The 21,967-nt window shown below is 63.2% G+C and carries 19 protein-coding genes and 4 pseudogenes; 14 read left to right on the top strand and 9 right to left on the bottom strand.

The features are described 5' to 3' along the window. The first annotated feature begins 10 nt into the window (after window positions 1-10). From OKW38_RS08870 to OKW38_RS08850, 5 genes and pseudogenes are all read left to right on the top strand, one after another. Window positions 11-1,445: pseudogene (locus OKW38_RS08870) on the top strand (MFS transporter). 122 nt (window positions 1,446-1,567) lie between these two features. Then, the gene (locus tag OKW38_RS08865) at window positions 1,568-2,020 is read left to right on the top strand and encodes a cupin domain-containing protein (RefSeq protein WP_090805074.1); all 453 of its coding nucleotides are present in this window, start codon (window positions 1,568-1,570) and stop codon (window positions 2,018-2,020) included. 10 nt (window positions 2,021-2,030) lie between these two features. After that, complete coding sequence (locus tag OKW38_RS08860) at window positions 2,031-2,933, top strand: shikimate dehydrogenase family protein (protein ID WP_429361058.1); 903 nt, start codon at window positions 2,031-2,033, stop codon at window positions 2,931-2,933. A gap of 172 nt (window positions 2,934-3,105) precedes the next feature. Continuing rightward, window positions 3,106-4,125 carry a Gfo/Idh/MocA family protein gene (locus OKW38_RS08855; protein WP_184003693.1) on the top strand — a complete coding sequence of 340 codons (1,020 nt, stop codon included), beginning with the start codon at window positions 3,106-3,108 and terminating at the stop codon, window positions 4,123-4,125. A 45-nt stretch (window positions 4,126-4,170) separates the two neighbouring features. After that, window positions 4,171-4,770: pseudogene (locus tag OKW38_RS08850) on the top strand (alpha/beta fold hydrolase); the annotation flags it as partial. Between the two features lie 196 nt (window positions 4,771-4,966). Here the strand turns inward: OKW38_RS08850 and OKW38_RS08845 are convergent. Continuing rightward, on the bottom strand, window positions 4,967-5,779 hold the full coding sequence (locus OKW38_RS08845; protein WP_090805082.1) for an IclR family transcriptional regulator: 813 nt from the start codon (window positions 5,777-5,779) through the stop codon (window positions 4,967-4,969). Window positions 5,780-5,865: 86 nt separating this feature from the next. On the opposite strand from OKW38_RS08845, the gene OKW38_RS08840 reads away from it, so the two are divergent. From OKW38_RS08840 to OKW38_RS08815, 6 genes and pseudogenes are all read left to right on the top strand, one after another. After that, a complete protein-coding gene (locus tag OKW38_RS08840; protein WP_429361056.1) occupies window positions 5,866-6,249 on the top strand; it encodes a hypothetical protein in 384 nt (127 codons plus the stop codon). Between the two features lie 44 nt (window positions 6,250-6,293). Next, window positions 6,294-6,704, top strand: coding sequence for a hypothetical protein (locus OKW38_RS08835; protein WP_429361055.1), 411 nt, complete (start codon window positions 6,294-6,296; stop codon window positions 6,702-6,704). Window positions 6,705-6,883: 179 nt separating this feature from the next. Then, window positions 6,884-7,015, top strand: a pseudogene (locus OKW38_RS08830) (ATP-binding protein); the annotation flags it as partial. Between the two features lie 482 nt (window positions 7,016-7,497). Next, a complete protein-coding gene (locus tag OKW38_RS08825) occupies window positions 7,498-8,190 on the top strand; it encodes an NnrU family protein (RefSeq protein WP_429361053.1) in 693 nt (230 codons plus the stop codon). Between the two features lie 153 nt (window positions 8,191-8,343). Further along, on the top strand, window positions 8,344-9,051 hold the full coding sequence (locus OKW38_RS08820) for an SDR family NAD(P)-dependent oxidoreductase (RefSeq protein ID WP_429361051.1): 708 nt from the start codon (window positions 8,344-8,346) through the stop codon (window positions 9,049-9,051). Between the two features lie 141 nt (window positions 9,052-9,192). Beyond that, window positions 9,193-9,657, top strand: a complete 465-nt coding sequence (locus OKW38_RS08815; protein ID WP_429361049.1) for a RidA family protein — start codon at window positions 9,193-9,195, stop codon at window positions 9,655-9,657. A 68-nt stretch (window positions 9,658-9,725) separates the two neighbouring features. On the opposite strand, the pseudogene OKW38_RS08810 reads toward OKW38_RS08815, so the two are convergent. The 8 genes and pseudogenes from OKW38_RS08810 to OKW38_RS08775 form a co-directional block, all read right to left on the bottom strand. Further along, window positions 9,726-9,911 (bottom strand): annotated as a pseudogene (locus tag OKW38_RS08810) (biosynthetic-type acetolactate synthase large subunit); the annotation flags it as partial. Between the two features lie 121 nt (window positions 9,912-10,032). Next, window positions 10,033-10,233, bottom strand: a complete 201-nt coding sequence (locus OKW38_RS08805; RefSeq protein WP_429361047.1) for a copper chaperone — start codon at window positions 10,231-10,233, stop codon at window positions 10,033-10,035. A gap of 48 nt (window positions 10,234-10,281) precedes the next feature. Beyond that, complete coding sequence (locus OKW38_RS08800) at window positions 10,282-11,511, bottom strand: MFS transporter (protein WP_429361045.1); 1,230 nt, start codon at window positions 11,509-11,511, stop codon at window positions 10,282-10,284. Between the two features lie 90 nt (window positions 11,512-11,601). Next, window positions 11,602-13,125, bottom strand: a complete 1,524-nt coding sequence (locus OKW38_RS08795) for an efflux transporter outer membrane subunit (protein ID WP_090805098.1) — start codon at window positions 13,123-13,125, stop codon at window positions 11,602-11,604. Next, window positions 13,122-14,198, bottom strand: coding sequence for an HlyD family secretion protein (locus OKW38_RS08790; protein WP_429361044.1), 1,077 nt, complete (start codon window positions 14,196-14,198; stop codon window positions 13,122-13,124). Before OKW38_RS08790 ends, OKW38_RS08795 begins: the two co-directional genes overlap by 4 nt. Before the next feature lie 12 nt (window positions 14,199-14,210). Further along, window positions 14,211-15,818, bottom strand: a complete 1,608-nt coding sequence (locus OKW38_RS08785; protein ID WP_429361042.1) for an MFS transporter — start codon at window positions 15,816-15,818, stop codon at window positions 14,211-14,213. A 348-nt stretch (window positions 15,819-16,166) separates the two neighbouring features. Then, window positions 16,167-16,748 (bottom strand): G/U mismatch-specific DNA glycosylase, encoded by a 582-nt coding sequence (mug, locus tag OKW38_RS08780; RefSeq protein WP_429334652.1) that lies wholly within the window; start codon window positions 16,746-16,748, stop codon window positions 16,167-16,169. Next, window positions 16,735-17,706 carry a GlxA family transcriptional regulator gene (locus OKW38_RS08775; RefSeq protein ID WP_090805106.1) on the bottom strand — a complete coding sequence of 324 codons (972 nt, stop codon included), beginning with the start codon at window positions 17,704-17,706 and terminating at the stop codon, window positions 16,735-16,737. Before OKW38_RS08775 ends, mug begins: the two co-directional genes overlap by 14 nt. A 420-nt stretch (window positions 17,707-18,126) precedes the next feature. Between OKW38_RS08775 and OKW38_RS08770 the strand changes: the two genes are divergently transcribed. From OKW38_RS08770 to OKW38_RS08760, 3 genes are read left to right on the top strand one after another with little or no spacing between them, the layout of a single operon-like run. Continuing rightward, entirely contained in the window at window positions 18,127-21,000 is a 2,874-nt protein-coding gene (locus OKW38_RS08770) for a 2-oxoglutarate dehydrogenase E1 component (protein ID WP_429361040.1), read from the top strand. A gap of 6 nt (window positions 21,001-21,006) precedes the next feature. After that, window positions 21,007-21,612, top strand: coding sequence for an AraC family transcriptional regulator (locus tag OKW38_RS08765; protein ID WP_429334654.1), 606 nt, complete (start codon window positions 21,007-21,009; stop codon window positions 21,610-21,612). Beyond that, on the top strand, window positions 21,612-21,911 hold the full coding sequence (locus OKW38_RS08760) for an ArsR/SmtB family transcription factor (protein WP_429334655.1): 300 nt from the start codon (window positions 21,612-21,614) through the stop codon (window positions 21,909-21,911). Before OKW38_RS08765 ends, OKW38_RS08760 begins: the two co-directional genes overlap by 1 nt. The last annotated feature ends 56 nt before the right edge of the window (window positions 21,912-21,967 follow it).

Below are 21,967 nucleotides of genomic sequence, written 5' to 3'. Positions count from 1 at the left end.
GGAGACAAGCATGAATCGGAACACCCGGGTTAAGCCTCACGGCAAGCGCCAGTCGAAGATCGCCGCGGCCAGCGGCTGGATCGGCTCGGCGCTGGAGTACTACGACTTCTTCATTTACGCGACTGCGGCGTCGCTGGTGTTCCCGCAGCTCTTCTTTCCGTCTGATAATCCAACGGTCGCCATCATCGCCTCACTGGCAACCTTCGGTGTCGGCTATATCGCCCGCCCGGTGGGCGCCGTCGTCCTCGGCCACTGGGGCGACCGCCACGGCCGCAAGACGGTGCTGCTCCTCTGCATGTTCCTCATGGGCTTTTCAACGATGGCCGTCGGGGTCCTGCCAACCTATAAGCAGGTCGGCATCTGGGCGCCGGTGCTGCTCGTGGTTCTTCGCCTCATCCAGGGCTTCGCGGTGGCCGGGGAGCTCTCCGGCGCCAGTTCAATGATTCTCGAGCACGCACCGTTCGGCCGGCGCGGCTACTTCGCGAGCTTTACCCTCCAGGGGGTGCAGGCCGGACAGCTCATGGCGGCAGCGATCTTCCTGCCTCTCGCGCATTTCATGCCCAGGGACCAGTTCGCCTCCTGGGGCTGGCGGATTCCGTTCCTGCTCAGCATCGTCGTTCTCATCGCGGGCTACGTCATTCGCCGCAAAGTCGATGAGACCCCGGCGTTCGCCGAGGAGCGCGTGCACGGCGAAATTCCCGCTTCGCCAGTCGTCGAAGTGCTCCGGCAGAGCTGGGACGATGTCGTGCGCGTGGTCTGCATGGCGCTTACCGCCGTCATCGCCCTTGTCGCCGCGGTCTTCGGCACCGCCTACGCGGTTCAGCCGGCGTACGGCATCGGCTTCCCTCCCGGCATGTATCTGTGGATCCCTGTTCTGGGCAATATCTGCGCAGTGATCCTGATTCCCTTCGTCGGCAACCTCTCAGACAGGATTGGTCGCAGGCCGCCAGTCCTTGTCGGCACGCTCAGCGCTGGACTGCTCTCGTTCGTGTATCTGTACGCTATCAGCATCCATAACGTGTGGCTGGCGATGGTTCTCTCGGTGCTCATGTGGGGCATCGCCTATCAGGGCTTCAACGGCGTATTCCCGAGCCTGTTCTCCGAACTGTTCCACACGCGCGTGCGCGTGTCCGGGATGGCCATTGGACAGAACGTCGGGACGACGCTTTCCGCGCTGCTCCCGGCATTCTTCGTCGCGGTCGCGCCCCCCCGGCTCCGCCAATATTCCACTGAAGATCGGAGCCCTGACATTCGGCATCTGTGTCGTGGCCGCGATCGCCGCCTTTACCACGCGCGAGACGTACCGGGTCCGGCTCCACGATCTCGGCGACCGCAACGCGGTCCCTGTACCCAAAGCCGAATACGATCGTCTGCGCGCCGAGATGTTGCGTGAGGCGACCGGAACAGCCGGCTCACAGGATCTGACGAACCAACTGCGCTCGTAGCCGAAAGCAAGGGCCATATCGGCAGCGACCGCCCGGCGCAACTTACGCTTTTCGGACGAGCCGGGCAGGAACACGCGGCTGCGGCACTCGCCAATATCTGATGCCACACAGGAGAAAGACACATGCACAACCAAGGTACGCCACGTTACGATGGCCCGCGCGAACTCGCGCAATCCCTGACTCCGTTCGCACGTGTGAGCGCATCCGCAGCGGTCTGGAACAAGGAAGGGCTGCGCGCGGACTCCGAGTATCGCGACCTCGGACTCGCCGCGGTGACCAACGGTCGCATCGGCGCCAAGCACATTCGCGCACTGACCCCGTTCACCGATGCCACGGGCTGGCATTGGCACGACATGACTGCGCACTATCTGTATGTGCTGCGCGGATCGGTGACGTTCCGTTTCGCCGGCGTCGAGGGCGATGTGACTCTCAACGCCGGGGACGACCTCTCGCAACCCGCCGGCGTTCCGCACAATGTGATCTGGCGCTCCGATGACCTTGAAGTCATCGAGATTAACGAGCCCGCTGTCTACGGAACATGGGATCTCGCCGAAGCCCCGGCACCCTGGAAGTGAGCAGTAAGCTATGACTGCACCTTCCGTCAACATCGGACATGAGGCCGCAATGCATCCACATATCACGGGAAGAACGCGACTTTACGGGTTAGTGGGCGATCCGCTGACGGCAGCCAAGTCGCCGCAACTGCTGAACCAGCTTTTTATCGAACAGCGCGCGGACGCGGTCTGCGTTCCGTTTTGGGTCAAGGCGGAAGACCTGTCCGCATTCGTCGCCGGCGCACGAGCGTTACGCAATCTTTCCGGCCTGCTGGTCACAATGCCTCATAAGCAACGGATGCTGGATTTTGTCGACGAACTCCATCCCACTGCTTCCAGGGTCGGCGCACTCAACGTGATACGTTGCAACGAAGATGGACGCTGGGTCGGCGCCATATTCGATGGCGTGGGCTGTGTGCTTGGCATGCAATGGGAAGGCAATCAACCGGCGAATAAGTCCGTTCTTCTCGTCGGTGCCGGAGGCGCGGGCAGGGCTATCGCATTTGCAGTCGCGGCGGCGGGCGCCCGAACGTTAACCATATCCGACGTCGATGAGCAGCGGGCTGGCGAGCTCGCGGAATCCGTTGCTGCCGAAACCGGTTGCATCACGCATTCCGGACCTCCCGACCCGCACGGTTTCGAAGTCGTGATCAATGCCACACCGCTCGGCATGAACGCGAATGACGCCATGCCGGTAAATCCCGAGCGGCTCGCACCCGGCACCATCGTCGTAGACATCATCAATGCGCCAGAGCCGACGCAGCTTCGCCGCGCCGCGCATGCGCGCGGCTGTCGTACCCAGGACGGGGGGCCGATGCATGAAGGGCAGGCAGTGCATGCCCTACGCTTCCTTGGGTTCGATTACCACCCTGCTGGCAGGTCAGCACCAGACGACGGCGTGCTTTTCGCGCCTGCAACGAACGCAAGTCGTTAATGCGCTAACGCCTCTGGGAAAGCGCCCGGAATCGACAGTTTTACCAGTTTGAATGGAGGGAAGATGCGATGAACAGTTTCAACGTTTCCACATTGGTATGTGCGGCCAGCTTTAATGCGCGCATCGCGCAAGCACGGAGTCGATTCGTCGACGGTGCGAAGGGAGAACACGCATGAAAGTCGCATTGCTGGAGGCCAGCCATTGGCATGTCCCACTCTATCTCGATGCGCTCGAGGCGCCCGGTATCCAGGTGGTAGCCGTTTCAGATGCGGAGCAAGTAAAAGGACAGGCAATTGCCGCGCGCTTTGGGAGCACGTTGTACTCGTCGGCGTATGAGTTGCTCGAGCGCGAGGATGTCGATTTCGCGTTTGTGTTTGGGCGGCATTCCGAAATGCCGACGCTCGCGGAGGCGGTGATCGAACGAAAAATTCCGTTCGCGCTGGAGAAACCCTGCGGCGTAAACATGTCGCAGGTCACGCGGCTGCGCAAACTGACCGAGGAAGCCAATCTTTATTGCGCCGTACCGTTGATCTTCCGGATGAGCGAGTTGCTCGGCGCACTGGAAGATGCGGAGGATTGCATACCGTCGGACTTTAACTACATGTCTTTCCGTTTCATTGTAGGTGCGCCTGGTCGTTACGAAGCTGCAGGCGCAGGTTGGGCACTCGATCCTGTGTTTTCCGGAGGCGGATCCACGATCAATGTCGCAACCCACTTCATCGATCTCTTCAGATTACTGACCGGCAAAGAAGTCGCGCGAGTCTCCGCCACCATGAACTCCCGAACGCATCGAGGCGCCGTCGAGGATTACTCGTTGCTGACAATGCAAACCGAAGACGGCGTGATCGGGCTCGTGGAGACCGGATACAGCTTTCCCAGTACTCAAGACGAGCAGCGCGAATTCTCCTTCACCCTTTCATCCGATCGCATGTACGCAAAATCGGGCCCCGACCGGATCGAGATTCGGGACCGGAACAATCTTGCCGCCGGCACTCGCAGTCGCCGTCTCCAGTTAGAGACCGACATTTACTACCCACTGTTCGTCAAGCGAGTGCTTGGTGAATGCCGCACAGGTGCAAGGCCGATCGCGTCCTTGCGCGACGCCGAGGCGATGATGCAGGTCATGGATGCGGCCTACGCTTCTGCTCGGCAGGGGGGTGCGCTTCAGACTCTTGAACCGATTTCCGGGTAATCCAGGCCATCGGATTGCGTCGCACGCCTATGCCGCTAACGAGATATTGCAATTTTGGCCGATTATCCTGCACCGAAGGAAGGCGACTGGATCGCGCGAGACTTCCGTTTCCACACCGGGGAGGTGATGCCGGAGGTGCGGCTACACTACCGAACCATCGGCGACCCGTCCGGCGAGCCGGTCCTGGTCCTGCACGGCACGACGGGCACAGGTGCCAGCATGCTGACGCCCGCGTTCGCGGGAGAGCTGTTCGGGCCCGGACAGCCGCTTGATGCCAACAATTATTTCATCGTCCTCCCGGACGGAATTGGAGCCGGCGGATCGTCCAGGCCGTCGGACGGGCTGCGCACGCGGTTCCCGGCTTACAACTACGACGACATGGTGCTCGCGCAGTACAGGCTCCTGACCGAGGGCCTGGGCATCAGGCACTTGCGCCTGCTGATCGGCAACTCGATGGGCGGCATGCACGCGTGGATCTGGGCGGTGCGATATCCGGACTTCATGGACGCGCTGGTGCCAATGGCGTCGCAACCGACCGAGATGTCCGGCCGCAACTGGATGCTGCGCCGCATGCTCACCGAGATGGTCCGCGACGACCCGGAGTACCTGGATGGCAATTACGCCAGCCCGCCCCGCTCCTTGCGGGACGAATGGAAGCGTCCGCTCCGCAGTCCGAAATGAACTCCGGTGCGATCATTGAATGTCGGCGGCCTTGGGGCCCCAGACTATCGTTCAAGCCGATACCCGGTTGTAAGTCTGCGAATATGGCTGAACCCTTTTGGCGTTGTCGGTCACGAGTATTGCCCGAGTCGCTCGAGAGCCTGAGCTGCGCCCGGCGCGTTCATGCCGCCTCACTCACATCCGCACCGACGCTCTGGCGCGGCCATACGGCACCCAGCTTCGCGGACGCTTGCTGCAATAGCGCGTAAAAGGCCTCGTAACGCTCCGGCTGAAGCCGTGTGACCGGCCCGGCAATGCTCATGGTGCCGACCACCGCACCGTCAGGCAGCGCACGCACCAGCACCGCCAATGCGACGACACCCGGCTCGGCCTCTTCGACGACAAGGCCATAGCCACGCTGCCTGGTCCGCTCCAACTCCGGAATCAGCTGCTCGACGCTGGTAATGGCCTTCGGCGTCCATGCGCCCGCGGCGGACGCTTTTCCGAGTCCACCACGCAGGGCGTATTCGATCGCCTGGTCGTTCGGCATTCCAGCCAGCCACGCCTTGCCAACCGATGTGGCATGCAAGACGATGGGACTATGCATGGACGGCGAATACATCAGGCCCGGTGCCGCGCCCTGGGACGCTGCCAGCCACGCGAGTGTTCCTTCGTTGACCACCGTCAGCCGGACCAGCTCGCGGCACTGACCCGCGACCTCATCGAGGATCGGCTGCACCAGACCCGGCAGACCAAGCCCATGCAGGTACCGCTGACCGAGCAGGGACAGCTTCAAGGTCAGACGGTACTGGGAGGTCTGTTCATCCTGTTCCGCCCAGCCCTGCTCGCACAGTTGCGCGAGTACGCGATGCGCGGGGCCCTTCTCCAGCCCGAGTTCGGCGGCGATATCGGAGATGCGCATCCAGCGCGCCTCACGTGCGAGCAACTCGATCGCCTGCAGCGACCGGTCAACTGCTCCCTTGACAACTCTCATAATTGACGCAACATGATTCTTAATGGAACGGTGTTACACACAATAGACAACCAACACCGGAAAGTCAATCAAAACGGAGACGAGTGATGAAACTGAACACCCCGCTTGAGCCTCACGGCAAGCGCCAATCGGAGACGGCGGAACTCGCCGAGCGGCTGATTACCCGCGGCATTCCGTTTCTCATCGAGAAGCCTTGCGGGCTCAATCTCCCGGAGGTCCGCCGGGTCCGGCAACTCTCGGAGAAGCACGGCGTGTACGTCAGTGTTCCCTTCATCATGCGCGTGAGCGATCTGGCTGCCTGTCTTTTGCCCGCGAATGGATTTACGCCGGAGGGATTCCAGCATCTCGCGTTCAGGTTCATCGTTGGCCCGATAGCTCGGTATGAGCGCGGCGGGTGCAGCTGGATGCTGGATAAACGGCACGTAGGTGGAGGGTCCACGTTGAATGTCGGGGGCATTTCATTGACCTGATCTCATCCCTCACAAACAGCCCCATCACCCACGTCTCGGCGCAGATGCGAACGTATCGACCTGATGTGACCGTCGAGGAGCAAGCCGTGTTCACGTGCCGAAACGCTGCGGGACAAATCGGCGTGGTTGAAACGGGTTACCTGTATCCATCGACAGCGGAGGATCAGCGAGACTTCGCGTTTTCCATCTCGCATACCTCCTCCTACGTCCGGGGTTATGCCGACCAGCTTTACATCAAAGCGCGGGGCCAACAGCAAGGGCGCGCCACGAAGGTGGAGTACAACACGGACGAGTTTTATTCGGTGTTCTTAAAGCGCAGCTGGGCCGATCTGGCGAATGGTTGTCCTCCCGTTGCAGGGTTGCGGGAGGCCGAGCATGCGATCGCTGTCGTCGAGGCAGGATACCGCTCTGTCGCCAACGGCGGCGCACCAGAACCGGTCGACAATGCCTTCTAGGTCCGTTGCCGCCTAACGGCTCTACCCGCCGCTACGCCTTGCGACGAGTTGTTGTGCGAGTCAAATTTCAACGCAGACCTGAACTCCGCCGCCAAGGGGCCGCTCTTCGCCGCTTGCGGAAGACCGCACCACGCGCGCCCGCCATCCGCCGCAACAGCGGCTAGAGAGCTTCCGCGCTTCACACAATCGCCAAACGGTACGAAACCGGCAGTCTCATAATGACCAAGCTGCGGTTCGGCAAGTCGGACTGGACCTTCGCCGACGCGGCAACGCTCACGGCGGTGCTTCTCGATCGGCTGCTTCATAACGCGGATCAGCGGAATCAGCCCGGCATGCAGGAAATCGGCCGGCATCTTGTCGACCAGACGCGAACGACCCTGTGCAAGCGGCTCGACCGCGCTCGAGATAGCACCAGCTGCGTTCCCGGAGCATCGAGTCAGTCGCAATCGTTTGGCGTCTCTAATACTCGGGGGCGTTGACGCTATGCAGACTACGAGCCTCGCCTCTCGACATTTGCCCATCCTGAACCTCTCGACGGATGCGATTGTTCTGGTTGGCAAGACGGTTGTTCACTTCGACGCGCCGGGGATGGTTGGCGGCCCATTGCCCCGCTTGCGCAGTCGATGCCATGGCGAGTGTCCCGGCCATTGCGACGACGACACTGCCAATCAAGGTTTTGCGGCGCGCGGCAATCGAAACTCGCGAAGCGATCGCTGCATTCGTTGTGGCGCGCCAAGTAGTATTCTCGCAATGCACGCGGTCGACCGATCATCTGACTTGAGGAGCCGGGCCAATGGAAAGCATCGACACACTCGTCGTGGCGGCATTCGCTTTTGTCGCCAGCCACTTTCTCCTGTCCCATCCGCTGCGGGCGGGTATGGTCCGGGCAATCGGCGAACGGGGTGCCATGGGCGTCTATTCGCTGATTGCGATACTGACGTTCGGCTGGATGGTCGTGGCTTACGACAGGACGCCCGTCTCCGCGCCGCTATGGCCGGCAGGCAATGCGCTGTGGGCAGTTGTGACCGTGCTCATGCTGATCGCGTCGATCCTTCTGATGGGCTCCCTGATCCGCAACCCGGCGTTGCCCACCGGCGGCCGGCCCATCGCGTTTCCCGACGCGGCGCGCGGCGTGTACGCAGTGACCCGTCACCCGATGATGTGGTCGTTCGCGCTTTGGGGACTGTGCCATATCGCCGTGTTCCCGGTCACCCGGAACATCGTGCTTGCCGGGGCGATCATCATCCTCGCGCTGGTCGGTGCCGCGCTACAGGACCGCAAGAAACGGCGGCTGCAACCCGATCTGTGGCCCGCATGGGAATCGAAGACGAGCTATCTGCCGTTCGCGGCGATCGCCGCCAACCGCGCGCGGCTGGGCGGGTTCGGCATGCACGCGCTGGTGGGCGGCGTCGTTTTCTGGCTCGTCGCGACCTGGGCGCATATCCCGCTCTCCGGTTGGCCCGCGGGCATCTGGCGCTGGCTCTAGCCGCACGGTTCCACGAGATTTGTTCTCGTGGCGCAAGACTCTTTGTCCACGGTGTGTGTTCGAATTCGCGGCGGATGCGCCTACAGTGCCCTCCATCGGGTCCATCGATTCGAACGGCCAGCAGGCCGGATCAATCACACTGTGAGACAAACCATGAGCACTTCCAAAGTCGTCATCGTCACCGGCGCATCGCAAGGCATCGGCGCTGAAACCGTCAAAGCCTTCCGCGCGCAGGGGCATCGTGTCGTCGCCACGGCTCGTTCCATCGCACCGGCCGTCGAGGCCGACTATGTCGCCGTGGCCGGCGACATCGGCGACGCCGCTAGCGCCCGCCGTGTCGTCAACGCTGCCGTCGAGCACTTCGGACGTGTCGATACGCTCGTCAACAACGCGGGAATCTTCATCGCGAAGCCGTTCACGCAGTACACGGCCGAAGACTACGCGGCGATCCTGAACGTCAACCTGAACGGCTTCTTTTACATTACCCAGTACGCGATCGACGCGATGCAGAAGCACGGCAGCGGTCACGTGGTCAGCATTACCACGACGCTCGCCGAAAAGGCGAACAGCAAGGTTCCGTCGGTGCTCGCGTCGTTGACGAAGGGCGGCCTGAATGCCGCGACGCGTTCGCTCGCCATCGAATATGCGCGCGCCGGTATCCGCGCCAACGCGGTGTCGCCCGGCATCATCAAGTCGCCCATGCATCCCGCCGAATCACACGCGACGCTCGCCGGGATGCACCCGGTCGGGCGCATGGGCGACATGAGCGACATCGTCAATGCGATCCTCTATCTCGACTCCGCACCGTTCGTGACCGGCGAGATCCTGCATGTGGACGGCGGCCAGAGCGCAGGCCAGTAAATGGTCTGGCGTCACCCGCACTCGCCCGGCAAGCCGACCCACACCCGCACCCATGACGCGATTGATCGTCAGTGCGGGTGTCCGCACATTGCGCGCATGATCTGATTCGCGCGCTCGACGCCACACTCAAGGAGCCCCACCATGTCCGTCCAACAGAAACTCGCAGAACTCGGTCTCGAACTGCCCTCGCCTCCGCAGCCGCTGGGCAGCTATACGGCTGTCAGCGAAGCTGGAAACCTGCTTTTCATCTCGGGACAGGTGCCGCTGTCCGACGGCAAAATGGTCTATTCGGGGCGTGTCGGCGAGAACCTGACGCTCGAAGAGGGCCGCAAGGCTGCCCAACTCGCGGCGCTCCACGTACTCGCGCAGATCTCGCGTCATCTCGGCGGTTTCGAGCGCCTGCATCACATCGTTCGCGTCGAGGGGCACGTCAGTTCCGCCGATGGATTCTACGGGCAGCCTGCCGTGGTCGACGGCGCTTCGGATCTGTTCGCCGCCGTGCTCGGCGACAAAGCGGGACATGCGCGTTCAGCGTTCTCGCATAGCCAGGGTCCCGCCGACGCCGCTGTCGTGATCGTCGTCATCGCCGAAATCCTGCCCGCCTGATCGACGCGCGCCAGGCGTGACGCACGCCCTTCCCGCTTGGCGGCGCGGGCCTCGAAACGCCTCCAAACGTGCTTGCCGCCAGCCTCCCGCTGATCGCGAGACGGGATGAAAGGCCCGGTGATCATCTCCGCATAGCTTTGTCCCGGCCCGACCATGGGAAACACATCGGCGTTCTGGTCGATCATGACTTCGAGGAACGCCGGTCCGGCGAATTCGATGAACGCCCTGAGTTTCTGTTCCAGTTCAGCGAGCGATTCGTCGGCGCGGCGCTCGGTTACGACGAAGCGGCTTCGGATGGCGGCGGCAATCGCGCCGCGGCCCATGCCTGGCGTCAGCGATCCGCCCGCCGCGATACGCGCGCGGGCGTCGTTGGAGTCACCACTCCTTGACGGCCACTTCGTAGTTGTCGTCGTAGAACGCGACGAGAAACTCCTCGGGCATCAGCCACGAGTCGACGCTCACGCTTTGCGTGCCAACGTCAACCTCGACTTTCGCGTCGGGATCGACCGACTTCATCGCATGCTCGAGCTTGGTCACATCATCTGCACGGATTTCAGTTTTCATCGAGAACTTCATGTTTCACCTCCCCAGTCAGCAACGTTCGAACCAGGCGGCGGCTCGCGATCAATCCCGGCTCGCCTGAACCTCGACCACCGTCCCGCGAGGCGTGCCGATCCAGTGAATCGCGGCGGCGAGAATGCCGAGCGCGATACCGAACGCGACGATGCCCGTCCAGCAATAGCGTGTCATCAACCAGCCGCTGACCGTCGCACCGAGCGCACCGCCGAAAAAGGTGGCCGTCATATAAAGACTATTGATGCGGCCCTGCGCTTTCGGATCGACCGCGAACGCGCGGGTCTGGTTCGATACGAGACCGGACTGCACGCCGATATCGAGCACGATCACGCCCACGATCAACAGCGTCAGCGAGTTCGCCGCGCCCGACAGCAGCAGATACGCGAGCGTGACGATGCCGATACTAGCGCCGATCACCTTGCGGAATCCGATGCGATCGGTCGCATTGCCGCCGAGTGAAGCGGCGAACGCGCCGGCCGCGCCGATCACGCCGAAGCCGCCTGCCCATGCACTGCCGAGATGCCACGGTCCGCTCGCGAGAAGCGCGGCGAGATTGACCCAGAACGCATTGAAGCAGGCCCACAGCAAGGCCTGGATCAGCATCGATTCCCGGATCGGCCGATTGTCCCTCGCGAGCGGCCACAGCGAAGCGAGCAGGCGCCCATAGGAGAGATTCGTCGACGGCACGCCGCGCGGCAGCAGGGCCGCGGCCGCGATCCAGACAGGCACCATGAAGGCCGCTTCGGCGACGTACACCGCGCGCCATCCATACGCCGTACCGATCACGCCGGCGATGGTACGGCCGCTCAGGATGCCGACCATGATCCCGCTCACGACGGTGCCGACGTTACGCCCGCGCTCGCTTGGCAACGACATCACGGCGGCGAACGGCACCAGCTGCTGCGGAACGCAGCTCACGATGCCGAGGCCGAACGACGCCGCGACGAGCGCCCAGATGCCGGGCGCGACGGCCGCGGCGCCGCCGAACACGCAGGCGAGCGCGATCTGGATCAGCACGAGCTTGCGGCGATCGAACCGGTCGCCGAGCGGCAACAGCAACGCGAGCCCGCTCGAAAAACCGAGCAGTGCCGCGGCGGCGACGAGATCGACGGTCGTCACGTCGACGCGCAGACCCGCGGCGATCAGCGGCAGGATCGGCTGCGTGCAGTAAATGTTGGTGATCACCGCGCCGGCGATGATCGCCATCATGACGATCTTGCCGCGCGATGCGAATGCGGGCGTGGCGGCACTATCGGCTAAGTGGGTTGAGTCGCGCATGCAGCTCCTTGTTGTTCGTTCGCTCCGGTATTCGCAGCGACATGCCGCGATCCGGGTTCCAGTTTTGAACGGCGAGCGGCCCGTTGCCCGTTATCCGCCGTAGGTCGACTCCCATCCCCCTCCGAGCGCTTTACAGAGCGTGATCAGATTGGTCGCGGCGGTGGCTTTGCTCTTCTGCAGATTGCTCTGCGCTTCGAGCAATTGCCGCTGCACGTTCAGCACGTCGAGATAGTCGAGCGCGCCCGCCTTGTAGCGTTCCCGCGCAACGGCTAGCGCGCGCTCGTTCATGCTGACGGCCGTGGCGAGCCGATCGCGGCGGCGTTGTTCGGCGTCGTAGGTGACGAGCGAATCGTCGACTTCCCGCCACGCGCGTAGCACCGTCTGCCGGTAGACGATTGCGGCTTCCTGTTGTTGTGCTTCACGCAGTTCAAGCGTGCCCTTCAGACGGCCTCCCTCGAATATCGGCAACGAAATCGAAGGCCCAACGACGAACTGCCCGGACGCCCAGCTGGCGAGATTCGACAATTGAAGACTCTGAAACCCCGCGCTGCCGTTCAGCGTGATGCGTGGATAGAAATCGGCCTTCGCGACGCCGACGGTCGCGGTTGCAGCATGCAGGTCCGCCTCCGCCTTGCGGATATCGGGCCGGCGCTGCACGAGCTCGGACGGAAAGCCGATCGGCACCTGCGCGGGCAGCACCGGCACCTCGCGCGGTTCGGCAAGCGTCTGCCGCAGCGCACCGGGTTCCTGCCCGAGCAGCAGCCCAATCGCGTTGATGGTGGTCTCGCAGTGCGACTCCAGCGTCGGAATCAGGCTTTCGATGTTTTCCACCTGCGCGGCAGCGTTCGACACGTCGAGATCGGTCGTGACGCCTTCATGCGCGCGAACCCGCGTGAGCTTCAGCACATCGTTGGCGATGTCGAGGTTCTGTGTCGCGATCTGCAGCAGATCCTGCGTGTGGCGCAGCTCGATATAGTCGCGCGCCAGTTCCGCGCGCGCGCTCAGCAGCACCGCGTTGCGGTCCTCGTACGAGGCCTGGGACAGCGCGCTCGCCGCTTCGACGCTGCGTCGCACGTGCCCCCACAGATCGATCTCCCACGACGCATCGAACCCGGCCTGATACAGGTTATAGGCGGGCGAGCCCGCCGAGCCCGGCAACGGGGCCACGCCGAGCGGCGCGCTGCCGGAAGCCGATTGCGGCTGACTTTGCGTCGGCGTGACGCCGAGCAGCGACAGGATGCCGTTTTCGCTGCCGCGTTCGCGGTTGTACGAGGCGGCGCCGTCGAGCGTCGGGTATTCGGCGGCGCCGGCAACGCGCCGCTCGGCCCGGCTTTGCAGCAAACGCGCGGAGGCCGCGGCCACGTCGAGGTTGGCGTCGGCCAGCTGCTTTTCCAACTGGTTCAGTACCGGATCGTTGAACAGCGTCCACCAATCCGGACCGAACTGGGCTTCCATCGCCCGGCTCGGCGACTGCGCGGTTTGCGTGCGCTCGAAGACCTGCGGCGTGGCCGTCTGTGGACGTACGAAATCCGGACCCACCGTGCACGCCGTCAGCGCGACACAGGTCAGAAGCGCCGCGACGATCGCGCGCGCAGAGTATTGGCTCGTGTTCATTCTTTTTCCGCTCCCTCGGCCGTCGCTTCGCCACTGTGGCCCACCACGACGTCCGCTTCGACCGAGAGGCCCACACTCAATGCCGATGCACTCGCCTGGCCGCGATCGATCGTGATCTTGACGGGCACCCGCTGCACGACCTTCGTGAAGTTGCCGGTGGCGTTGTCGGGCGCGATCGGCGCAAAGCTGACGCCGGTCGCCGGCGCGAGGCTATCGACACGGCCGCGGATCACTACGCCGGCCAGGCTATCCACGGTCACGCGTACGCTTTCGCCCGGTCGCATATTGCTGATCTGGCTCTCCTGGAAGTTGGCGACCACGTACGCGTCCGACAGCGGCACGATCGCCAGGACCGGCGCGCCGGGCGTCACGAATGCGCCGACCCGCGCCGAACGGCGGCCGACTTTGCCGTCGACGGGCGCGCGGATCTCCGTGTACGAGAGGTTGAGCTTCGCCTGCTCGAGCACCGCCTCGGCGTGTTCCAGCGCGCCCGCGGCCTTGTCGCGCTGCGTGCGCAGCACGTCCAGATTCTGCTCGGTGGCCAGCAAAGCCGCCTGGTCGTGCGACTGCTGCGCAAGCTGCTGAGCGAGCGTGCTCGAAGCGCGTTGTTGTTCCTGCGCCGTCCCCGCGCCGGCGTCGGACAGATTCTGGTAGCGCGACGCGTTGGCCCGCGCAAAACCGGTCGATGCGTCGTCGGCGCGCAGCGTCGCGCGCGCCTGCTCGACCAGTGACGGCTGCCGCGCAATCTCCGCATCGAAGTTCGCCACCGACGCCTTCGCCGCGACCACTTCCGCCTCGGCGCTCATCAACGCCGCGCGAAAGTCGCGGTCATCGATGCGCACGAGCAGTTGGCCCGCTTTCACGTCCTCGTTGTCGTTGACCAGTACGTCCGTGATCTGGCCCGGGACGCGCGGCGCGACGAGCGTGAAGTCTGCGGTGACGTAGGCGTCGTTGGTGGACTCGGTATTCGGGCTCGCGAGCAGCCTCGTACAGCCCCATGCGGCGAGGCCGACGACGCCGATGACCGCGGCAGCACGAAAGGTCTTCAATGGGGATGGCATAGTCGATGACATGGGAATCGTTCCTCAATGCGAAGCAGGCGGCGTCGTGCTCCACGGCGGATAGATGCGCACCGGCAGCACTGGAACCAGCAGAAGAAGCGCAACGGCGACACACGCCATCACGAGGTACAGATCGGCGGAAGTCAGAACGACCGCCTGTTCGTGGATCCGGTGCGCGAGCTGACCCAGACCGTAGTCCGCGCCGACGCCCTGATTCGCTATCAGTGGGCGGTTGCCCAACTGGTCGACCAGCATGCTCGAATGGAAATGCTCGCGCGCCGTCCCCACACCTTCGATGAGCCCGCTTGCCACCGCCGCGGAAAACGTCTTCAGGGTATTGAACATCGCCGAAGCGAACGGACCCTCGGTGGGCGGCAGCCCAGTCGTCACGCCCATCAGGATCGACAGGATCACCATCGGCTGCGCGACGATCTGCAACGATTGCAGCAGGTAGAAGTTGTCACGAATCCACTCGGAAGTCATGAAGCTTCCCATCGCGCAGGTCACGAGCATCAGCGCGAGACCTGTTGCGATCACCCAGCGGTGATCGGCGCGGCGCGTATTCAGCAAAGCGGCCGTCAGCGGCAGCGTGAGCAACAGCGGGATGGCCAGAAACAACGACAGCGGCGCGGTCTGCAGCGGGCGGTACGTATGGACTTTCGCGAGATACTGGCCCGGTATTGCCGCCATACCCACCAGCAGGATCACAGTGCCGAGCAAGGTCGAAAGTCCATGCGCGAAATTCCTGCGCGCAAGCAGTTGAAGCTTGAAAAACGGCACCGGCTGACACCATTCGTTGACGAGAAATGCAACGAGCAGCGGCGCCCCCGCGCCGAACATCACGCGAATGAACCCCGAATCGAACCAGTCGAGACGATCGCCCTGCAAAAGACCGATCACCAGCATCGCGATGGCGGGAAATCCGGTCACGAAGCCGAGCCAGTCGAACGAGCGAAACCGCTCGAGCTTCATCGGGTCCGCGGGAAGCCCCCGCTGAATCGCGATGCAGCACAGCACGCCGAGCGGAACGATCTGCCAGAACGCCATGCGCCAGTTGACGAACTCCGTCCACAACGCGGCGAGCGGCGTGCCGAGGGCCGGCCCGAAGGTCGCTGTCAGCGCATAGCCGGCGAGGCCATACAGCTTGAGATTGGGCGGCAGATAGCGCAGCGCCACGATGATCAGCATCGGCGGAAGACTTCCGCCCGCGATTCCCTGCAGGATGCGCAACACGTACAGCGTCGGCAGGTTCGGGGCGAACGGGCACAGCAAGCCGAAGAACATCGTCGCGAGTACGGCGCCGATCGTGAACCGCTTCAGCGTGAACGTGATGCCGAACCACGGCGCAAACACCATCGTCGCGACGTTCGCTGCTTCGAACAGCGAAGTGAGCCAGGTGCCGTCGTCATGTCCGATCAGGAACGCGCCCTGGAGATCGGCCATCGCGGCCGCGGTGACCTGCTCGTTCAGGATCGCCAGCAACGATGCGAACAGCATGCCGACGAGCCCGAGCGCAATACGCGCCGTAAAAGTCACCTGCGCAGGAGCCGTCCGGGGCGGCGCCGCTACCACGTGTACAGGATTGCGTTCCAGCGATCGCGGGATACTCGGCGCTTCCGGTTCAGTCGTCATAGGTTTCACCCGCTCTGGTTTAGTTAGCTCTACTGCCCGACGTGGATAGTCAGCTGTCGGCTCACCGCTCTTCGTTGCTGTTCACCGATTGCTTAATTGTCAGAGATCAGGGCGATTTCTTAAAGCTTCGGCTAGGCGGGTTTTGGGCCATCCAGTACGGAAAATTGGCCAGGCCGTGCTGAGTCGACCGGCTGTGCGCCGCGCGCGCGGCATGGGCGGAAAAGCGTGCATCGTGACGAACCATCGTGGTTCGTCACGGGCCGACCCGCATGGGCTCGGGCAAAAGCGTGAGACGAGGCTTAGCGCGCTGCAACGGCGGCAACGCGCGCGTATGGCGACAACCGCCGTCTAGTCGGGAAGCGCCGGCTCCGCCGCAAACCGGAGCTCACGATAGGCGCTCACGAGTGCATCGAGGCTGAACGTTCGGTTCAGGCCGCTTGGGTTTGGCAGGACCCATGCGCGCGCACCGGCGAAATCGCGGGCTTGCAAGCCCCATTTGATATCACGCTGGCCGGACATTTCGGCGAGCGCCACCTTGCCAAGAAACGCGATGAAGCGCGGCGCGTAGTGTCGAATCTTCAGTTCGAACTGCGCCGCGGCGGCTTGAATCTCCGCCTTCGACAGTTGGTCCGCACGAGCCGTGGGACGCAAGACCGCCGTGGTCAGACCATATCCACAATTCAACAACTGCCGGTCGTTCTCGGGGCGAAACACCTCGTCCGTGAAATCGGCGAGATGGAGAACTCTCCAGAACCGGTTGCCCCTGCCTTCAAAGTGGTGCCCTGTCGAAGCCGCGCGTAATCCCGGGTTGATGCCGCAGAAGAGGATCGACAAGCCGGGCTGAATAATGTCGGGAAGGAATTGCGCCGAATCGTCGTTCGTCAACGACGACACGTCCGCCAGCTCCGCGGTGAATTCACTGTTGCGCACTCGCCTCCCCTCGGAATCGCATCCGATATTGCTTCGGCGTGACGTTGAGCCGCCGCGAGAATGTCGTGCGCATGTGCGTGGCGTTGTGAAAGCCACAATTGAACGCGACCGTCTTCAGCGGAGCATCGGTATCCTCGAGCAGTTTTCTCGCCGTATCGACGCGCACCTGCTCGACGAATACCGAGGGCGTCATCTTCGCGTGCTTCGCGAATACCCGCGACAACGTGCGGCGGCTCACCGAGGCCGCGCTCGCAAGCTCCTCGATCGACAGCGTCTCGGTAATATGCTCGCTCACATATCGATAGACCTTGTGGAGGATCGGATCTTCGTCCTTGCCCGCGCCGATATAGGGGCTGTACTGCGACTGCCCGCCTTCGCGCTGGATATACACGACCAGACGCTTCGCGACCCGCACCGCGAGTTCGTGCCCCCAGTCCTCGGCGACGAGCGCCAGACACAGATCGATGCCCGCGGTCACGCCGGCTGACGTGAAAAGCCGTCCGTCGCGAACGAAGATCCTATCCGGCTGCACGTTAGCTTGCGGAAATTCATTGGACAGCCGATTCGCGTCCGACCAGTGCGTCGTGACCTCCTTGCCATCGAGCAGCCCCGCATGCGCGAGCACGAATGCACCATTGCATACGGAGCCGAAGCGGCTCGCGCTGCGCGCCTGATTCTGCAACCACGTCAGGAATTCATTCGACGGCTGCGCATCGGGCAACTGAGGTCCGCCCGCGACAAGCAGCAGGTCCCATTGAATGTCACGGTCGGCATAGCCAAACGAAACAGCCAGTTGCATGCCATTCGAACAGGTCACGGTGCCCGCTTCGCGTCCGACCAGCGTGACCTCGTAGCGCTGATGCTCGGGAAGAAACGTATTCGCCTCGGCAAACACATCGAGTGGGCCCGCTACATCCAGCGCCTGCACACCATCGAATACAACAATGGCGACTTTCATGCCGTGACCTTCATGGTGGGAACTATGTTTGCGATGCCGTGGCGCAGCTTACCGCATCATCGGCCGCTGATGCCGTCAGCGGCTGGAAAAACTATTGTGTCTGGGCGGAACAAATCTCTCGCCACAACGATGCCCGACACGAGGTAAGCCAGGACCGCGGGCGTGGCCCAAAACTTCGACTAGTTGGCAGAAGAACTAACCATCCTCGCATTTCCGCCACAGCATCGATTAACTAGACTGTCTACACGACCGCGGCCAGGGCATATCGCCCGGGCGTGCCGGGAGGTCTCCCGCCAAGGACGGCGCTTGTGACGCGCGTCGATGCCTGGCTGTTCGGTGGGCGACTACAAGCAGCGATAGTCGTCACTCCATGTGTTGTGGCCGCCTCACGGCCGCACAGCGACCAAGGGCAGATTCATCATGTTCAAGGAACGTCAGAGCTCTTTCCTCTTCGGGGGCAACGCCCCCTACGTCGAAGAGCAATATGAGCTTTACCTGGCTGACCCGAATGCGGTTACAGCGGAGTGGCGGGCGTGGTTCGACGCGTTGCGCGACACGCCCGCCATCGATGGCAGCGATCGTGACGACCAGCCGCACGCACCGGTGATCTCCAGCTTCGTCGAACTCGCGAAGCGACCGCCGCGTGCCGTCGTCGCGGCCAGCAACGAAGCCGGTAGCGAGCCCGATAAGCAGGCCAATAAGGAGGCCGCCGACGCTCTGGGCCTCGCGAGAAAGCAGGTAGCGGTGCAAACGCTGATCGCCGCGTTCCGGATGATCGGCGCGCGCGTGGCCGATCTCGACCCGCTGGCGTGGACGCCGCCACGCTCCTACGCCGAATTGACGCCGGCCTACTACGGCCTGTCGGCCGCCGATATGTCGACCACGTTCAGCACCGCCGACACGTTTCTCTTCGAGGACGACGCGAAGCTGAAGGATATCGTTGCCGCGCTCGCGCAAACGTACACCGGCACACTCGGCGCCGAGTTCATGCACCTCGCCGACGCGCAGCAGCGGCGCTGGTGGCAGATACGGCTCGAATCCACGCGCGCCACGCCGTCGCTGCATGTCGCTGAGAAACTGCGGCTGCTGGAGCGTTTGAGCGCAGCCGAGGGGCTCGAAAAACACCTGCACGCGCGCTATGTCGGACAAACGCGCTTCTCGCTCGAAGGCGGCGAGTCGTTGATCGTGCTGCTCGACGAACTGGTCCGGTATGGCGCGTCGATGAAGCTGCGCGCGCTCGTGATGGGCATGGCGCACCGCGGCCGCTTGAATGTGCTCGTGAATGTCGTCGGCAAGCCGCTGCGCGCGCTGTTCGACGAATTCGACGGCAAGGACGCCGAAAAACTGACGGCCGGCGATGTCAAGTATCACAAGGGCTTTACCAGTTCGGTCGTGACCGACGCCGGACCGGTTGAGGTAACGCTCGCGTTCAACCCGTCGCATCTGGAAATCGTGAACCCGGTCGTGCAAGGTATGGCGCGCGCGAAGGCGGATCTCACCGCCAGCGCCGACGGCGACGACGTGCTGCCGGTCGAAATTCACGGCGACGCGGCGATGACCGGACAGGGCGTGGTCATGGAAACGCTGAGCCTTTCCTATACGCGCGGACACGGCACGGGTGGCACCGTCCACGTCGTCGTCAACAACCAGATCGGTTTCACGACTTCCGATCCGCGCGACACGCGCTCGTCGTTCTATACGACGGACGTCGCGAAGATGATCGAGGCGCCGATCCTGCACGTCAATGGCGACGACCCCGAAGCGGTCGCGATGGCGGCGCGGCTCGCCCTCGACTATCGCAGCACGTTCAAACGCAGCGTCGTCATCGATCTCGTTTGCTTTCGCAAGTACGGGCATCAGGAACAGGACACGCCCGCCATCACTCAACCGCTGATGTATCGCTCGATCGCGAGTCATCCAGGCGTGAGGACACGCTACGCGAACCGGCTGATCCAGCAAGGCGTGCTGACGGCCGACGAGGCGCAACGCTACGTCAGCACGCGTCGTGAACTTCTCGAGCGCGCGCATGAAACCGTGGGTTCCTATGCTTCGCCGCTGCACGAGGAAGCCGGCAGGCGCTCGCGCTCAGCCGCGCAAACAGGCCCGGCTCGCCACCTCGTCCCGTCGGCCGACGATCTGCGCGGCCTCGCGCAGCGGATCTCGACCGTCCCCGCGGACCTGACGCTGCATCCGCTCGTCAGGAAGATGATGAACGGGCGTCAGGAGATGGCATCCGGAAAACGCCAGCTCGACTGGGGCATGGGCGAACATCTGGCATTCGCATCGTTGCTCGTGGCCGGGATCAGTATCCGACTGAGCGGGCAGGACAGCGCACGCGGGACGTTCAATCACCGGCACGCAGTTCTGCACGATCAGACACGGATAAATCGTCCCGATGGGGTCTATGTTCCACTCGATCATATCGGCGCAACCCAAGGCCGGTTCACCGTGACGAACTCGATTCTCTCCGAGGCCGCCGTGCTGGCATTCGAGTATGGCTATTCGACGGTGAATCGCAATGCGCTGGTGATCTGGGAAGCGCAATTCGGTGATTTCGCCAATGGCGCGCAGGTCGTGATCGACCAGTTCATCGCGGCGGGCGCTGCCAAATGGGGACAACACAGCGGCCTGACACTATTCCTGCCTCACGGGCAGGAAGGCCAGGGCCCCGAGCACGCGTCGGCGAGGCTCGAGCGCTACCTGCAATTGAGTGCCCAAAACAATATGCGGGTTGCGGAACCGACCACGCCCGCGCAACTGTTCCATTTGCTGCTGATGCAGGCCCGCGCCTCTGAACGGCGCCCGCTCGTCGTGATGACGCCCAAGTCGCTGCTGCGCCACCCGGAAGCGACCAGCACGTTCGACGAGTTGAGTCACGGCGAATTCCGGGAGGTTCTGCCGGACACCCAGATCGACGCGTCGCGCGCGACTGATGTGGAGCGTGTGATCGTGACGAGCGGCAAGGTCTACTTCGAATTGCTCGAGCATCGCCGCAGCGCCGGTATGACCGACACCCCGATCATCCGCGTCGAGCAGCTCTATGCGTTTCCGGCGCAACAACTGGCCGCCGAGCTCGCCCGCTACCCGAACCTGAAGAGCGTGGCCTGGTGCCAGGAGCAAGCACGCAACCAGGGCGCATGGAGTTTCGTCGAACCGCTGCTACGCGAGATTCTGCCTGCCGGCACGACGTTGCTGTACGCGGGACCTGATGCTTGCGCATCGACTGCGCCGGGATCGTATGCGGCGCATGTGGCGAGACAATCTGCGCTCGTGTCGCGAGCTTTCACCGGCTGAGTGTGCATGCGTGTCGCGATGATGCTCTATGCGGGATTTCAACTGCTCGAGGTCAGCGGTCCGATGGATGTGTTTCATCAGGCAAACCGCCTGTATGGCGGCGTCCTCTATGAATCGCATCTGATCGGGCCGTCGCCGGGGCCGGTGGTTTCGTCGAACGGGACGGCCGTGGGTACGACCGAGTGCCTGTTCGATCCGCGCCCGCCATTCGATATCGTCGTGGTGCCCGGCTCCCCGGTGGTCAGTTCTGTCCGTGAGCATCGCGAACTCGTGGACTGGTTGAGCGATGCGGCGCCAAGGACCCACAGGCTCGCCTGCATTTCGAACGGCGCGTTTCTGCTTGCAAGAGCCGGTCTCGCCGATCGCCGCTGGCTGACCACGCATTGGCGCGACGCTGATCGCCTCGCGGCCGAATATCCGCTGGTCCATGTGATGTCGAATCCTGGCTGCCTGAAGGATGGCAACCTGTACTCGTCGGGTGGCGCGAGTGCGGGCATGCATCTCGCCCTGTCGCTGGTGCGGGAAGACCTCGGCGAACATGCCGCGGGAACGATCGCCACGGCGTTGTTGATGCCGCCGGCAGGAAGCGCCAAGCGCGCACGGAACAATTGATGATCGACACGAACCTGATTCACAAAGCGCTCGCGAATCCGCTGCGGCGTGACATCCTCGCGTGGTTGAGAGCCCCCGCCGAGACCTTTCCGAACGCCTATGTCAACCATGTCCGCGGCGTACCCGTGCACGCCATCCAGGCGCGCAGCGGTCTGGCCCAGTCGACGGTATCAATGCATATCGCCGTGCTCGTCGAAGCGGGACTGCTGGTTCCGAAGCGAGTCGGCCAATGGATTTTCCTGTCGCGCAATGAAGAACTGATACGGGCATTTACGGATCAGATTCGCGTGCATTTGTAATGGACAAGCTCAACATGATGCGGATATTCCTCCGCATCGCCGAAGAAGGAAGCTTC

It is taken from the genome of Paraburkholderia sp. MM5496-R1 (genome assembly GCF_050436205.1).
Classification (GTDB): Bacteria; Pseudomonadota; Gammaproteobacteria; order Burkholderiales; family Burkholderiaceae; genus Paraburkholderia; species Paraburkholderia tuberum.
The sequence above is the reverse complement of the archived record's forward strand: the minus strand, read 5'-3'. Positions and strand labels throughout refer to the sequence as shown.

Bases quoted from the DNA above. Each gene is read 5' to 3' on its own strand.
- OKW38_RS08845 (WP_090805082.1), bottom strand. From the start codon at position 5,779: ATGAGAGTTGTCAAGGGAGCAGTTGACCGGTCGCTGCAGGCGATCGAG.
- OKW38_RS08825 (WP_429361053.1), top strand. From the start codon at position 7,498: ATGGAAAGCATCGACACACTCGTCGTGGCGGCATTCGCTTTTGTCGCC.
- OKW38_RS08770 (WP_429361040.1), top strand. From the start codon at position 18,127: ATGTTCAAGGAACGTCAGAGCTCTTTCCTCTTCGGGGGCAACGCCCCC.
- OKW38_RS08785 (WP_429361042.1), bottom strand. From the start codon at position 15,818: ATGACGACTGAACCGGAAGCGCCGAGTATCCCGCGATCGCTGGAACGC.
- OKW38_RS08855 (WP_184003693.1), top strand. From the start codon at position 3,106: ATGAAAGTCGCATTGCTGGAGGCCAGCCATTGGCATGTCCCACTCTAT.
- OKW38_RS08805 (WP_429361047.1), bottom strand. From the start codon at position 10,233: ATGAAGTTCTCGATGAAAACTGAAATCCGTGCAGATGATGTGACCAAG.
- OKW38_RS08815 (WP_429361049.1), top strand. From the start codon at position 9,193: ATGTCCGTCCAACAGAAACTCGCAGAACTCGGTCTCGAACTGCCCTCG.
- OKW38_RS08860 (WP_429361058.1), top strand. From the start codon at position 2,031: ATGACTGCACCTTCCGTCAACATCGGACATGAGGCCGCAATGCATCCA.
- OKW38_RS08840 (WP_429361056.1), top strand. From the start codon at position 5,866: ATGAAACTGAACACCCCGCTTGAGCCTCACGGCAAGCGCCAATCGGAG.
- OKW38_RS08790 (WP_429361044.1), bottom strand. From the start codon at position 14,198: ATGTCATCGACTATGCCATCCCCATTGAAGACCTTTCGTGCTGCCGCG.
- OKW38_RS08760 (WP_429334655.1), top strand. From the start codon at position 21,612: ATGATCGACACGAACCTGATTCACAAAGCGCTCGCGAATCCGCTGCGG.
- OKW38_RS08795 (WP_090805098.1), bottom strand. From the start codon at position 13,125: ATGAACACGAGCCAATACTCTGCGCGCGCGATCGTCGCGGCGCTTCTG.
- OKW38_RS08765 (WP_429334654.1), top strand. From the start codon at position 21,007: ATGCGTGTCGCGATGATGCTCTATGCGGGATTTCAACTGCTCGAGGTC.
- OKW38_RS08835 (WP_429361055.1), top strand. From the start codon at position 6,294: ATGCGAACGTATCGACCTGATGTGACCGTCGAGGAGCAAGCCGTGTTC.
- OKW38_RS08800 (WP_429361045.1), bottom strand. From the start codon at position 11,511: ATGCGCGACTCAACCCACTTAGCCGATAGTGCCGCCACGCCCGCATTC.
- OKW38_RS08865 (WP_090805074.1), top strand. From the start codon at position 1,568: ATGCACAACCAAGGTACGCCACGTTACGATGGCCCGCGCGAACTCGCG.
- OKW38_RS08775 (WP_090805106.1), bottom strand. From the start codon at position 17,706: ATGAAAGTCGCCATTGTTGTATTCGATGGTGTGCAGGCGCTGGATGTA.
- OKW38_RS08820 (WP_429361051.1), top strand. From the start codon at position 8,344: ATGAGCACTTCCAAAGTCGTCATCGTCACCGGCGCATCGCAAGGCATC.